At 70.9% G+C, this 13050-nt stretch carries 12 protein-coding genes; 4 read left to right on the forward strand and 8 right to left on the reverse strand.

The window, feature by feature from the left end; genetic code table 11:
• Nucleotides 1-6: 6 nt before the first annotated feature.
• From hfq to D1793_RS07770, 6 genes are all read right to left on the reverse strand, one after another.
• The gene (gene hfq / locus D1793_RS07745) at nucleotides 7-255 is read right to left on the reverse strand and encodes an RNA chaperone Hfq (protein ID WP_110069332.1); all 249 of its coding nucleotides are present in this window, start codon (nucleotides 253-255) and stop codon (nucleotides 7-9) included.
• Between the two features lie 123 nt (nucleotides 256-378).
• Nucleotides 379-1317 (reverse strand): tRNA (adenosine(37)-N6)-dimethylallyltransferase MiaA, encoded by a 939-nt coding sequence (miaA, locus tag D1793_RS07750; RefSeq protein WP_119021647.1) that lies wholly within the window; start codon nucleotides 1315-1317, stop codon nucleotides 379-381.
• Between the two features lie 160 nt (nucleotides 1318-1477).
• Complete coding sequence (mutL, locus tag D1793_RS07755) at nucleotides 1478-3433, reverse strand: DNA mismatch repair endonuclease MutL (RefSeq protein WP_119021648.1); 1956 nt, start codon at nucleotides 3431-3433, stop codon at nucleotides 1478-1480.
• 20 nt (nucleotides 3434-3453) lie between these two features.
• The gene (locus D1793_RS07760) at nucleotides 3454-4899 is read right to left on the reverse strand and encodes an N-acetylmuramoyl-L-alanine amidase (RefSeq protein ID WP_119021649.1); all 1446 of its coding nucleotides are present in this window, start codon (nucleotides 4897-4899) and stop codon (nucleotides 3454-3456) included.
• On the reverse strand, nucleotides 4896-5414 hold the full coding sequence (gene tsaE, locus D1793_RS07765) for a tRNA (adenosine(37)-N6)-threonylcarbamoyltransferase complex ATPase subunit type 1 TsaE (protein WP_110069328.1): 519 nt from the start codon (nucleotides 5412-5414) through the stop codon (nucleotides 4896-4898). The genes D1793_RS07760 and tsaE overlap by 4 nt, the downstream gene beginning before the upstream one ends.
• Complete coding sequence (locus tag D1793_RS07770) at nucleotides 5395-6912, reverse strand: NAD(P)H-hydrate dehydratase (protein ID WP_119021650.1); 1518 nt, start codon at nucleotides 6910-6912, stop codon at nucleotides 5395-5397. Before D1793_RS07770 ends, tsaE begins: the two co-directional genes overlap by 20 nt.
• A gap of 98 nt (nucleotides 6913-7010) precedes the next feature.
• On the opposite strand from D1793_RS07770, the gene queG reads away from it, so the two are divergent.
• Nucleotides 7011-8105 carry a tRNA epoxyqueuosine(34) reductase QueG gene (gene queG, locus D1793_RS07775; RefSeq protein WP_119021651.1) on the forward strand — a complete coding sequence of 365 codons (1095 nt, stop codon included), beginning with the start codon at nucleotides 7011-7013 and terminating at the stop codon, nucleotides 8103-8105.
• 187 nt (nucleotides 8106-8292) lie between these two features.
• On the opposite strand, the gene orn is transcribed toward queG, so the two are convergent.
• Nucleotides 8293-8886: an oligoribonuclease gene (gene orn / locus D1793_RS07780; protein WP_119021652.1), complete on the reverse strand. Its 594-nt coding sequence runs from the start codon at nucleotides 8884-8886 to the stop codon at nucleotides 8293-8295.
• Nucleotides 8887-9000: 114 nt separating this feature from the next.
• Here orn and rsgA point away from each other — a divergent pair, with 114 nt between their 5' ends.
• From rsgA to asd, 3 genes are read left to right on the forward strand one after another with little or no spacing between them, the layout of a single operon-like run.
• Nucleotides 9001-10038: a small ribosomal subunit biogenesis GTPase RsgA gene (rsgA, locus tag D1793_RS07785; RefSeq protein ID WP_119021653.1), complete on the forward strand. Its 1038-nt coding sequence runs from the start codon at nucleotides 9001-9003 to the stop codon at nucleotides 10036-10038.
• A 38-nt stretch (nucleotides 10039-10076) separates the two neighbouring features.
• A complete protein-coding gene (locus tag D1793_RS07790; RefSeq protein WP_119021654.1) occupies nucleotides 10077-10907 on the forward strand; it encodes a rhodanese-like domain-containing protein in 831 nt (276 codons plus the stop codon).
• A 21-nt stretch (nucleotides 10908-10928) separates the two neighbouring features.
• Nucleotides 10929-11777, forward strand: coding sequence for an archaetidylserine decarboxylase (asd, locus tag D1793_RS07795; protein WP_119021655.1), 849 nt, complete (start codon nucleotides 10929-10931; stop codon nucleotides 11775-11777).
• Nucleotides 11778-11904: 127 nt separating this feature from the next.
• Here asd and epmA read toward each other — a convergent pair whose 3' ends face one another.
• Nucleotides 11905-12903: an EF-P lysine aminoacylase EpmA gene (epmA, locus tag D1793_RS07800; protein ID WP_119021656.1), complete on the reverse strand. Its 999-nt coding sequence runs from the start codon at nucleotides 12901-12903 to the stop codon at nucleotides 11905-11907.
• Nucleotides 12904-13050 lie beyond the last annotated feature (147 nt).

The raw sequence follows: 13050 nt of genomic DNA on the forward strand, positions 1-13050 counted from the left end.
ACTACCTCACTGGCTGTCCTGCGGCGCGGCAGGGTCCTGGGCCGGCAGACGCACGTTGCGTGACGGCACCACGGTGGAGATGGCGTGCTTGTAGACCATCTGGCTCACGGTGTTGCGCAGCAGGATGACGAACTGGTCGAAAGATTCGATCTGGCCCTGCAGCTTGATGCCGTTGACCAGGAAAATCGATACCGGGATGCGCTCCTTGCGCAGGATGTTCAGGTACGGATCTTGAAGGGACTGCCCTTTGGACATGTTGCTCTCCCTGAAATTGTCTCTGGGGTTGATGTTATTTCGTGACGTACTGCTGTTGCCTCACTGGCATCGCCGACGCCGCGAGGGGCCCGGCTACCCGGCTCGTGAAAGGCGTATCTTACGCTAAGTGCCGAAATTGCGCACGAGTTTCAGCACTTCGCCCAGGGGGTCAGGCCCCAGGCTGTCGACCCAGGCAAGCCCCTCCCAGCTGCGCATCCAGGTCAGCTGGCGCTTGGCCAGCTGGCGGGTCGCGACGATACCGCGATGGCGCAGGGTCTCGCGATCATACTCGCCGTCGAGATAGGCCCAGACCTGGCGATAGCCGACGCTCTTCATCGATGGCAGCTCCGGGTGCAGATCGCCGCGCGCCTTGAGTGACGCCACCTCCTCGATGAAACCGCCGGCCAGCATGGCGTCGAAGCGTCGGGCGATGCGCTCGTGCAGCACGGCGCGATCCGCCGGGGCGAGCCCTATCGACAGCGTGCGCCAGGGAAAGGTTTCAGGCCGCTGCTCGGCCCACAGCTCGCTCAGCGGCCGGCCGCTGAGCCGATACACCTCCAGCGCCCGCATCAGCCGCTGGGGATCGTTGGGGTGGATGCGGGCCGCCGAGGCCGGATCGACCCGGGCGAGCGCCTGGTGCAGGGCGGCAAGGCCATGTGCCGCAGCCTCGGCCTCAAGCTCGGCGCGCACCGCCGGATCCGAGGAGGGCAGGTTGGCCACCCCGTGCAGCAGCTGCTTCAGATACATCATGGTGCCGCCGACCAGCAGCGGCACCCGGCCTGACGCCGTGATCTCGGCCATCTCGCGAAGGGCATCCTCGCGGAAATCCGCCGCCGAGTAGGGTTCGGCGGGGTCGCGGATGTCGATCAGCCGATGGGGCGCCCGGGCGAGCTCTTCCGCGGAGGGCTTGGCGCTGCCGATATCCATGCCGCGGTAGACCATGGCGGAGTCGACGCTGATCAGCTCGCAGCCGAGCCGCTCGTGGAGCGCGATGGCGAGGTCGGTCTTGCCGGCGGCGGTGGGCCCCACCAGCAGGATGGCGGGAGGACGGGTATCTGACATCGGGCCTCTCAAGCTGGGCGAAGAGAAGCTGATCCGGCGTCAGGCCGTCGAGGAGGCGCTGTGAACCCATCCCTGGGCGCTACCGATGCCATCCCTGGCATAGGACCTCCTCTTCGGCCTGCCCCCGGCGCTTCTCGCCACGCGGGTGGAAAACGTTTACCTACTGCCCCCTCATGAAGAGGCGGTCCAGGTCCTTCATGCTCATCTCGGTCCAGGTGGGGCGGCCGTGGTTGCACTGGCCGCTGCGCTCGGTGCGCTCCATGTCGCGCAGCAGGGCGTTCATCTCGGCCAGGCTCAACTGGCGATTGGCACGCACGCTGCCGTGGCAGGCCATGGTCGCCAGCAGCTCGTTGACGTGGGCCTCGATACGGTCCGAGCGGCCGTAGCGCTCGAGGTCCCCCAGCATCTCGCGGATCAGGGGCTCCACGTCGGCGTCGATCAGCAGCGCCGGCAGCTGGCGCACCAGCAGGGTCTCGGGGCCGGCCACGTCGAGCTCGACACCGAAGCGGGCAAAGGCCTCGCGCTCCGCCTCGGCGGTGGCCACCTCGGCCGGGCTGGCGGCCAGCGACACCGGCACCAGCAGCGGCTGGGCATCGAGACGCCCACCGTGCACCTGGGTCTTCATGCGCTCGTAGACGATGCGCTCGTGGGCGGCGTGCATGTCCACCAGGATCAGGCCGCGCTCGCTCTGGGCGAGGATATAGACGCCATGCAGCTGGGCGATGGCGTAGCCCAGCGGGGGCGCCCGGGTGTCGTCGGCCTCCGGCAGCACCGGGCGGTGGGCCTCCTGCAGGGTCCGGCGCTCGGCCAGGGCCACCTCGGCGGCCGCACCCCCGACCCCGGCGCCCGGAGCGGCGGGCTGCGGCGTCAGCAGCATCTCCTCGTGACCGGGATGCAGCGCCCGATAGCCCTCCATGAAGGCGCGGACGCGATCGGGCGTCACCCGCTCGCCCTCCTCCCGGCCCGGCAGCGCCATAGGCTGCTGCTGCCAGCGCCCGGCGCTCTCGCGCACCTGCCCTGCCTCAGCGGTGCGCGGCGTCTCATCCGCAGCGACAGGTTCCCGGGCCTCTTCCAGGTCATGGCCGGCCCCCGGCTGGCCGGCCCGCGCCTCCCCCAGGGCGCGATGCAGGCTGGAGAAGAGGAAGTCGTGGACCAGGCGGCCGTCGCGGAAGCGCACCTCGTGCTTGGTGGGGTGGACGTTGACGTCCACCACCGACGGCTCCACCTCCAGATAGAGCACGAAGACCGGATGGCGCCCGCTGAACAGCACGTCGCGGTAGGCCTGGCGCACGGCATGGGCCACCAGGCGGTCGCGCACCACCCGGCCGTTGACGAAGAAGTACTGCTGGTCGGCCTGGGCCCGGGAGTGGGTCGGCAGGCCCACCCAGCCCCACAGGCGCAGCCCCGAGGCCGCAAGGTCCAGGTGCAGGGCGTTCTCCAGGAAGGCACGGCCGAGCAGCGAGGCGATGCGCCGCTCGCGGGAGGCTTGGTCCTCGCCGGGACGCAGCTGGTGGAGGGTCTTCTGGTTGTGGCGCAGCGTCCAGCCGATGTCGTAGCGGGAAAGCGCCTGGCGGCGGAAGGCCTCCTCGACGTGGCCGAACTCGGTCTTCTCGGTGCGCAGGAACTTGCGCCGCGCCGGGGTATTGAAGAAGAGGTCGCGCACGGTCACCGAGGTGCCGCGGGCGTGGGGGGCCGGGCTGACCCGCGGCTCCATGTTGCGCCCCTCGGCCACCACCCGCCAGCCGGCGGTGGGGTCCTCATCGGCGTTGGAGACCAGCTCCAGGCGCGATACCGAGCTGATCGAGGCCAGCGCCTCGCCGCGAAAGCCGAGGCTCGCCACGCCCTCGAGCTCCTCCAGGGAGACGATCTTGCTGGTGGCGTGGCGCGACAGCGCCAGCGGCAGGTCGGCCTCGCCGATGCCGCTGCCGTCGTCGCGCACGCGAATCAGGCGCGTGCCGCCGGCCTCGAGCTCGACCTCGATGCGGCGGCTGCCGGCATCGATGGCGTTCTCGACCAGCTCCTTGACCACCGAGGCGGGGCGTTCCACCACCTCGCCGGCGGCGATCTGGTTGGCCAGCCTCGGGTCGAGGACCCGGATGGGGCGCGGTTCGCTCATATCACTGCCTGCCCTTCGTTTCAGGAGCGCGGGATGCGCAGTACCTGTCCCACACGGATCACGTCGCCATTGAGCTCGTTGGCCTGCTTGAGCCGATCCGTGGAGACGTTGTGCCGGGCGGCGATCTGCGAGAGCGTATCGCCGGGTTGGATGCGGTACTCGTTGCCGCCGGTGGTGCGGTTGTTGTCGCGCTGCCAGGCCAGCAGGCTGGCCGGCGGCGGGTTGCGCCGGAAGTGATCCTGCAGGCCCGCGAAGATTGCCCGGGCCAGGCCCTGCTGATGGTTCGGATCGCGCAGCCGGCGCTCCTCGTCCGGGTTGGAGATGAAGCCGGTCTCGATCAGTAGCGACGGGATATCCGGCGACTTCAGCACCATGAAGCCGGCCTGCTCCACCCGGTTGCGATGCAGGCGGTTGACCCGGCCCAGCTGGTCGAGCACCTGGCCGCCGATGGAGAGCGAGTCGTTGAGGGTGGCGGTCATGGTCAGGTCGAGCAGCACGCCGCGCAGCACCTCGTCCTTGTCCTTGAGGGAGAGGTTGCCGTCGACGCCGCCGATCAGGTCGGCGCGGTTCTCGCTGGCCGCCAGCCACTGGGCGGTCTCCGAGGTGGCGCCACGCTGGGAGAGCGCATAGACCGAGCTGCCCTGGGGGCGGGGGCTGGTGAAGGCGTCGGCGTGGATGGAGACGAAGAAGTCGGCCTTCTGGTCCCGGGCGATCTGGGTGCGCTGGCGAAGGCCGATGTAGTAGTCGCCGTCGCGGATCATCACCGCCCGGAACCCCTCCGCCTCGTCCACCAGCCGCTGCAGGCGCCGCGAGATCTGCATCACCACGTCCTTCTCACGGGTGCCGCCGGGGCCGATGGCCCCCGGATCCTCGCCGCCGTGGCCGGGATCGATGGCGATGATGATATCGCGCCGGGGATGGGGCTGGGCCTGCTGCAGGGCCACCGCCGGCTCCGGGCTCACCTGGGCCGGGGCACCGCTCGATTCGGCGCGGGCGCGGTTGGCGGCGATCTCCTGCTCGCGGATCATCGCCTCGATGGGGTCGATGGGGTCCTGCACGGCGCTCTCGCCGGGGTACTCGAGATCCACCACCAGGCGGTGGCCATACTGGTCATTGGGCGCCAAGGTGAAGTGGCGGGGCTCCACGTCGCGCTCGAGCTCCAGCACCACGCGCAGGCCGTTGCCGTCGCGCGTACCGCTGCGAATGCGGCTGATGGCGCTGCCGGCGAGGTCGATGCCGGCCAGGTCGGCGGCCATGCGGCTGTCGTCGAGGTCGATCACCAGGCGCCGCGGGTTGTCGAGCGCGAAGATATTGGCCTGGGTCGGCGAGGCGAGGTCGAACACCAGGCGGGCATGGTCCGGCGCCGCCCACAGGCGCACGTTCTCCACCTCGGCGGCCTTGAGGCCTGCCAGGGGAAGCCACAGCAGGGTAGCGGCCAGCAGGCCGCGAAGTAGCCACTTGCTCATGGTGCGGTGTCGCCTCCCCTGGCGTCATCGGGTTCCTTGCGGAGGCTGGCGGCCAGCTCCGGCATGGCCGCCAGCCTGGCCAGCAGCTGCTCGCCCCGCGCGGTGAAGGCCTCGAGCCGAGCCTCCCGGCCCACCTCGGCCAGCGACAGGGCGATGCGCAGATCGGGCTCGGGCAGCCAGCCCTCGCCGCGCCCGGGCCACTCCACGAGGCACAGGACATCCTCGCCCAAGAGGTCGCGCCCCCCGATGAACTCCAGCTCCTCGGGGTCACCCAGCCGATAGAGGTCGAAATGGTGGACCCGCACCCCGTCCAGCTCATAGGGCTCCACCAGGGTATAGGTGGGGCTCTTCACGGCGCCACGGTGGCCATAGGCCCGCAGCACGCCGCGGGCCAGGGTGGTCTTGCCGGCGCCCAGCTCCCCCTCGAGATAGACCAGGCCACGCCCCTCCAGGGCCCGCCCCAGGCACTCGCCCAGGCTCACCTGGCGCGCTTCATCATCGAGTCGCAGCAGCATCGTCACCGCCCATCGTCGGGTTGACCAGAATTCGCGCATAGGATGCCAGATCACCGGCCAGCAGACCACGCTCCCCGGCCTTCGCCGCGGCGAGATCCGCGGCCCGGGCATGCACCAGCACGCCCAGGCGGGCCGCGGCCTCCAGCGGCACCCCCTGGGCCAGCAGCGCGCCGAGCATGCCGGAGAGCGCATCGCCCATCCCGCCGCTGGCCATGCCGGGGTTGCCGAAGGGGCAGACGGCAAGCCCCGCGGGCCCCGCCACCAGGGTACCGGCCCCCTTGAGCACCACCACGCCGCCGAAGCGCTCGCGCAGCGCCAGGGCCGCGGCGGGGCGGTCCGCCTCCACCTCGGCAGCCGTGCCGCCGAGCAGGCGGGCCGCCTCGCCGGGGTGAGGGGTGAGGATCCAATCGTCGCGGGTGTGCCCTGAAAAGCGCGCCGCCAGCAGGTTGAGGCCATCGGCATCCACCACCAGCGGCCGGCCGGACGCCAGCGCCGCCTGCAGCACGCCCTGGCCCCAGCTGCCCTGCCCCAGGCCCGGGCCCACCACCAGCGCGTCGGCCTGGCGAGGCAGCTCGCCGAGATCGCCGGCCCCGCGCACCCCGTGGGCCATCACCTCGGGGCTGCGAACCAGGCTTGCCGTGACGTGCTCGGGCGCGGTGGCCAGGCTCACCTTGCCGGCCCCCAGCCGGGCGCTCGCCTCGGCGGCGAGCAGCGCCGCCCCGCCGAAGCCCGGCGCGCCGCCCAGGATCAGCACATGGCCGCAGTCGCCCTTGTGGGCGGTCCGCCGCCGCGGCGGCAGCCAGGCCCGGATCAGCGCTTCCTCCAGCCGCCATGCCGCCGGCACCAGGTCCTCCTCGGCCCCGGCATCCACGCCCAGCGCGCAAAAATGGTGTTCGCCGACGTGATCCGCCGCCGCCCCGGTGTGGAGCCCCAGCTTGTCGCCGATGAAGGTGACCGTCGCGGTGGCACGCACCGCCTCCCCCAGCACCGCGCCGGTGTCGGCATGCAGCCCGGAAGGGATATCGACGGCGTACACCGGCCGGCCCGAGGCATTGATGGCGGCGATGGCTTCCCGGAAGGCGCCGCGCACCTCCCCGGTGAGCCCGGTGCCGAGCAGCGCATCCACCACCAGCTCCCCCTCCAGCGCCATGCCGGCGCGCCACGGCTCGGCGCCCACGCCGGCCGCCGTGGCCATGTCGGCGGCGAGCCGGGCATCGCCTGCGAGCTCGTCGATGCCCTTGAGCAGGATACGCTGCACGACCAGGCCCTCGGCGGCGGCCAGGGCCGCGAGCACATGGCCATCGCCGCCGTTGTTGCCGGCACCGCACAGCACCGTGAGCCGGCGCACCCCGGGCCAGCGCTGGCGCAGCAGCTGCCAGGCGGCGGCGCTGGCCCGCTGCATCAGGGCGAAGCCGGCGATGCCGCCGGCGATGGTGCGCCGGTCGAGCTCGCGCACCTGCTCGGCGCGGTAGAGGGGGAGCAGGGTCTCGTCAGACATCCGGTGTCTCCTGGCGGGGGGTTGCTTTACCATCAGTGTGTCGTTTCCCGGCCCCGGCGCCAATCGCCAGGCCTCACTTGCCCGGTATTTTCGCGATCATGAGCCACTCCCCCCGCCCCGCCGACCTCACCGCCCTGGCCGAGCGCATCAAGGCCTGGGGCCGCGAGCTCGGCTTTCAGCAGCTCGGCATCACCGACGTGGACCTGGCCGAGGACGAGGAGCGCCTGGCGCGCTGGCTGGATGCCGGCTTCCACGGCGAGATGGGCTTCATGGCCAAGCACGGCACCAAGCGCACCCGTCCCGCGGAGCTGGAGCCGGGGACGGTCCGGGTGATCAGCGTGCGGCTGGACTACCTGCCCGCCGAGGTGGAAACAGCCAAGGTGCTGGGCCAGCCCGAGCGCGCCTATGTGTCGCGCTACGCCACCGGCCGCGACTACCACAAGCTGATGCGCAAGCGCCTGGCGACCCTGGCCCAGCGGATCGAGGCCGAGGTGGGCCCCATCGGCTACCGTGCCTTCGTGGACTCCGCCCCGGTGATGGAGCGGGCGCTGGCGCGCAAGGCGGGGCTCGGCTGGTTCGGCAAGAACGCCATGCTGCTCAACCCGAAGGCCGGCTCGCTCTTCTTCCTGGGGGAGCTCTACACCGACCTGCCGCTGCCGGTGGACCCGCCCTTCGAGGACGAGCACTGCGGCAGCTGCAGCGCCTGCCGCACCGCCTGCCCCACCGGTGCCATCGTCGCGGACCGGGTGGTGGACGCCCGGGCCTGCATCTCCTACCTCACCATCGAGCTCCACGGCGCCATCCCCGAGCATTTCCGGGAGGCCATGGGCAACCGGGTGTTCGGCTGCGACGACTGCCAACTGGTCTGCCCCTTCACCCGCTTCGCTCGGGCGACCCGGGAGCCCGACTTCGCGCCGCGCCATGACCTGGACCGCGCCAGCCTGCTGGCGCTCTTCGCCTGGGGCGAGGAGGAGTTCCTGGAGAAGACCGCCGGCAGCCCGATCCGCCGCATCGGCTACGCGCGCTGGCTGCGCAACCTCGCCGTGGGGCTCGGCAACGCCCCCTGGAGCGAGGCGGTGGAGGCCGCCCTCAGGGCGCGCCTGCCCTACCCCTCCGACCTGGTGCGCGAGCACGTGCGCTGGGCGCTGGCCCGCCAGCGCGAGAAGCGCCGGGCGCTGATCGCCCGCGGCTGACCTTGGCGCCTTGAATCGCGGCTTTTCCGGCGACGGGCCCCGGGACGCTGGACCGCCGAGGGGGCGCTGTGAATACCTCCCTGTACGCTACCGACGCCATCCCTGGCGTAGGACCCCCTCTGCGACCTGTCCCCGGCGCCGCTTACGCTGGCGGCCCGTCACTATGCCGCGACGAGTGAAGTGCCTCCTACTCCTCCTCATCGCTCCACTGGCCCGGCAGGCGCAGGAAGGTCTCGCGGTAGTGGGCAAGCTCGGCGATGGACTCCTTGATGTCATCCATGGCCAGGTGCACGTTGCGCTTCTGGAAGCCCGCCATGGCGCCGGGGTTCCAGCGCCTGGCCAGCTCCTTGAGGGTCGAGACGTCCAGGTTGCGGTAGTGGAAGAAGGCCAGCAGCTCGGGCATCTCCCGCTCCATGAAGCGACGATCCTGATGCACGCTGTTGCCGCACATGGGCGAGGTGCCGGGCGCCACGTGCTCGCGCAGGAACGCGAGGGTACGGCGCTCGGCTTCGGCGGTGTCGACGGTGCTCGCCTTGACCCGCGCGGTCAGCCCCGACTCGCCGTGGGTCCTGGTGCACCACTCGTCCATGGCCTCGAGCAGGCCGTCGGGCTGCCTGACGGCGATCACCGGCCCCTCGGCCACGACGTTGAGCTCGGCATCGGTGACCAGGGTCGCCACCTCGATGATCCGCTCCTTCTCCGGGTCGAGCCCGGTCATCTCCAGGTCGATCCATACCAGGCGGTTCTGGCGCGGATCCTTGGGTTCGCTGCGCTGGCTCATCGCTATTCCTTGGGTGAGGTCCTTGGGTGAGTTCCTTGCATGGCACCGCGGCTCGCGACAGCGGGCGCCCAGGGTGAGTACAATGATCGACATTGTAACGAGCTTCGGGCCCCCATGAGCAAACGCAAGTTGAACCGCCAGCAGCGCTGGCGCATCGAGAAGATCCAGGCCGAACGGGCCGCCCGGGCCGCCCGGCTCGACGAGAAGGACAGCGAGAAGCTGGCCGCCGGCGAGTACGGTCCCGAGCAGCCCGGCCGGGTCGTGGCCCACTTCGGGCGCACCCTGGACGTGCGCCCGGAGGGTGCCAGCGAGCCGGTGCGCTGCCACCTGCGCGCCAACCTGGAAGGCCTGGTCACCGGTGACCGGGTGATCTGGCGCGGCCGCCAGGATCCCGAGGGCGCCATCGTGGAGGGCGTGGTGGTGGCCCGTGGCGAGCGGGAAAGCGTGCTGGAGCGCCCCGACGCCCGCGGCCAGCTCAAGCCGGTGGCCGCCAACATCGACCAGATCCTGATCGTCTTCGCCGTGGAGCCCGAGCCCCACCCCAACCTGATCGACCGCTACCTGGTGGCCGCCGAGGCCACCGGCATCGCCCCCGTGCTGGTGCTCAACAAGATCGACCTGCTGCCTGAGGGCGGCGGCGAGCTGATGGCGCTGCTGCATCGCTACGAGGCGCTGGGCTACCCGGTGGTGGCCAGCACCACCGAGCGCGAGGACGGCCTCGATGCCCTGCACGCCCGGCTGTCCGGGCGCACCTCGGTGTTCGTGGGCCAGAGCGGCGTGGGCAAGTCGTCACTGATCGACCGCCTGCTGCCCGACGAGGAACTGCGCATCGGCGCGCTGTCCAAGGACAGCCGCAAGGGCACCCATACCACCACCACCGCTCGGCTCTACACGCTGCCCAGTGCCGTGGAGGCCGAGCTGATCGACTCGCCCGGGATCCGCGAGTTCGGCCTCGGCCACCTCGACGAGCAGCAGGTCGCCGAGGGCTTCATCGAGTTCCGCGAGCTGCTGGGGCACTGCCGCTTCCGCGACTGCCGCCACCGCCAGGAGCCCGGATGCGCGCTGCTCGCGGCGCTGGAGCGGGGCGACATTCATCCCGAGCGCTTCGCCAGCTACCGACGCATCCTCGACACGCTCGAATCGGGTTTCTAGACCCCGGGGTTGTAGAACAAGGAAATAGGAGAGTCGCCATGAGTTCCGAAGCCAACCTGCTGCCGCTGATCATCGAGCCCGAGCGGCTCGCCGAGCACCTGGACGAGCCGTCGCTGCTGATCATCGACGTACCGCTCAAGGCCGAGAGTTACGCCGAGGGCCACGTGCCCGGCGCCATCTTCCTCGACAAGGCGCGCCTGATGCGCGGCTCGGGCGAGGTCCCCTGCCTGGAGCCCACTGTTGCGCAGCTCTCCGCACTGTTCAGCGAACTGGGCCTGACCCGCGACACCCACGTGGTGGCCTACGACGACGAGGGCGGCGGCTGGGCCGGCAGGCTGCTATGGACCCTGGAGCTGATCGGCCACACCCGCTACTCCTATCTCAACGGCGGCATCCACGCCTGGCGTCAGGATGGCCTCCCGGTGGAGACCGCGCCCACCGCCCCCACCCCTAGCGCCTACGAGGCGGAGATCCTCCACCCCGAGGTGGCCATCGACCGCGTCGAACTCGTCGAGCGCCTCGGCGAGAAGGGCTTCGCCATCTGGGACGCCCGCTCGCCGGAGGAGTACCGCGGCGAGAAGGGCGAGAACCGGCAGCTGGGCCATATCCCCGGCGCGGTGAACATGGAGTGGACCCGCGCCATGGACCCGGAACGCGGCCTGCGCATCCGCGACTACGCCGAGCTCGTCACCGAGCTGGAGGCGCTGGGCCTGACCCCGGACATGGAGGTCGCCACCCACTGCCAGAGCCACCACAGAAGCGGCTTCACCTGGCTCGTGGGCCGTGCGCTGGGCTTCGAGAAGATCCGCGGCTACGCCGGCTCCTGGAAGGAGTGGGGCAACCGCGACGACACCCCGATCGAGAAATAACCCTCAACGCTTGCCACAGGAATGCCCTTGTCACTCTCCCGGCTCTTTGCCCTGATCCAGTACCCGCTGCCCCACCACCTGCTCTCGCGGCTGGTGGGGCGCCTCGCCGACTGCCGCACCCCCTGGCTGAAGAACGCCCTGGTGCGGCGCTTCATCCGCCAGTTCAAGGTCGACATGAGCGAGGCGGCCAACCCCGACCCGACGGCTTATGCCACCTTCAACGACTTCTTCACCCGGGAGCTGAAGGCCGACGCCCGCCCCCTCGGCGAGGGGGTACTGAGCCCCGCCGACGGCAGGCTCTCCCAGTTCGGCCCGCTCACGGCCGGCCAGCTGCTCCAGGCCAAGGGCCACCGCTTCTCGGCCATGGACCTGCTGGGCGGCGACGGCGAGGCCGCGCGCCGCTATCTGGGCGGCAGCTTCGCCACCGTCTACCTCTCCCCCAGCGACTACCACCGGGTGCACATGCCCGTGGCCGGCACCCTGACCGAGATGGTCTACGTGCCGGGGCGGCTCTTCTCGGTCAATGCCGCCACCACCGAGCACGTGCCCAACCTCTTCGCCCGCAACGAGCGGCTGGTATGCCACTTCGACACCGAGCAGGGCCCCATGGTGATGGTGCTGGTGGGGGCGATGATCGTCGCCGCCATCGAGACGGTATGGGCCGGGCAGATCACCCCGCTGCCCCGCGGCGGCGTGCAGCGCATCCGCTTCGATACCCCGGTGCACCTGGAACGCGGCGCGGAGATGGGCCGCTTCAAGCTCGGCTCCACGGTGGTGATGGCCTTCGCCGAGCCGGTGACCTTCGCCGACGGCATCGAGCCCGGCGCCAAGGTGCAGATGGGTCAATCTCTGGGGGAACTGTCGAAGTAGTCCCCCGGGCTTTCCCGGCGGAAAGTCTGCGCGGAGGCGCTGTGAACCCATCCCTGGGCGCTACCGATGCCATCCCTGGCATAGGACCTCCGCTTCGACTTCCCCCCGGCGCCCTCGCCTCAGCGGCCTAACAGCGCGGCGTGGCGAAGGCCATTACCTCCGCCACGCTCGACTTGCCCAGCGCCAGCTGGATCAGCCGGTCGATGCCCAGGGCCACCCCGCTCCCCTCGGGCATGCCGTGGGCCAGCGCCGCCACCAGGCGCCGGTCGATGTCCACCTCCGGCAGCCCTGCCGCCCGCCGGGCGGCGTTGTCCTCATAGAAGCGTGCCGCCTGCTCGGCGGCATCGGTCAGCTCGTCATAGCCGTTGGCGAGCTCCAGCCCCTCGAGATAGAGCTCGAAGCGCGAGGCCACCCACTCCCCGTCCTCCGGGTCGCGGTGGCGTCGGGCCAGCGCCGCCTGGCTGGCCGGGTAGTCCACCACCACGTCGATGCCCTCGCGGCCCAGCTGCGGCTCGATCACGAGACTCATCAGCAGGTCGAGGCAGTCGTCGCGGGGGGCGTCGTCCATGGCCAGTCCGCCCTTGTCGGCGGCCAGCCGGCGCAGCTCGGCCAGGGGCGCGGTGAAGGGATCGATGGCGAGCGCCTCGCGAAACAGCGTCCGGTAGCGGCGACGACGCGGCGGCCCTGCATCGCCCCCCGCCTCGTCCCCCGACGCTCGACCCAGCACCCGGCGCACCAGCGCGGCCGTCTCCTCGATCAGCTCGTCGAGGGTAAGGCCGGGGCGGTACCACTCCAGCATGGTGAACTCGAGGTTGTGGCGCCGCCCCACCTCGCCGTCGCGAAAGCAGCGCGCCAGCTGGAAGATCGGCCCGGCGCCCGCTGCCAGCAGCCGCTTCATGGCGAACTCCGGCGAGGTCTGCAGCCACAGCCGCTCGCGCCCCACCGGCGTGGTCGCCCGGGCCGAGAGCGAGGCCAGGTGCAGGTCGGTGCTGCCGCCGTGGCCCAGCACCGGCGTCTCCACCTCCAGCACGTCGCGCTCGGCGAAGAAGGCCCGCACCTCGGCCAGCAGCCGCGCCCGCTCGCGCAGGGTCGCGATCGTCGCCGTGGGGCGCCAGTCGTCGGTCATTTCCTGTCCTCCGGAATCGTCAAGGCCACGCCGAAGCGTGGCCTTGTCTAGAATGCTCTCGTCGGAATCGAGCATCACCGCGGCCTTCCCGGCGACAGGCCTACGAGAGGGCGCTGTGAATACTTCCCTGTACGCTACTTTTGCCAT

The organism is Halomonas sp. JS92-SW72 (assembly GCF_003547075.1).
Taxonomy (GTDB): Bacteria; Pseudomonadota; Gammaproteobacteria; order Pseudomonadales; family Halomonadaceae; genus Halomonas; species Halomonas alkalicola.

Coding starts and splice junctions, on each gene's coding strand:
- orn (WP_119021652.1), bottom strand. CDS start 8,886: ATGAGCCAGCGCAGCGAACCCAAGGATCCGCGCCAGAACCGCCTGGTA.
- asd (WP_119021655.1), top strand. CDS start 10,929: ATGCCCTTGTCACTCTCCCGGCTCTTTGCCCTGATCCAGTACCCGCTG.
- mutL (WP_119021648.1), bottom strand. CDS start 3,433: ATGAGCGAACCGCGCCCCATCCGGGTCCTCGACCCGAGGCTGGCCAAC.
- D1793_RS07760 (WP_119021649.1), bottom strand. CDS start 4,899: ATGAGCAAGTGGCTACTTCGCGGCCTGCTGGCCGCTACCCTGCTGTGG.
- hfq (WP_110069332.1), bottom strand. CDS start 255: ATGTCCAAAGGGCAGTCCCTTCAAGATCCGTACCTGAACATCCTGCGC.
- tsaE (WP_110069328.1), bottom strand. CDS start 5,414: ATGCTGCTGCGACTCGATGATGAAGCGCGCCAGGTGAGCCTGGGCGAG.
- rsgA (WP_119021653.1), top strand. CDS start 9,001: ATGAGCAAACGCAAGTTGAACCGCCAGCAGCGCTGGCGCATCGAGAAG.
- miaA (WP_119021647.1), bottom strand. CDS start 1,317: ATGTCAGATACCCGTCCTCCCGCCATCCTGCTGGTGGGGCCCACCGCC.
- queG (WP_119021651.1), top strand. CDS start 7,011: ATGAGCCACTCCCCCCGCCCCGCCGACCTCACCGCCCTGGCCGAGCGC.
- D1793_RS07790 (WP_119021654.1), top strand. CDS start 10,077: ATGAGTTCCGAAGCCAACCTGCTGCCGCTGATCATCGAGCCCGAGCGG.
- epmA (WP_119021656.1), bottom strand. CDS start 12,903: ATGACCGACGACTGGCGCCCCACGGCGACGATCGCGACCCTGCGCGAG.
- D1793_RS07770 (WP_119021650.1), bottom strand. CDS start 6,912: ATGTCTGACGAGACCCTGCTCCCCCTCTACCGCGCCGAGCAGGTGCGC.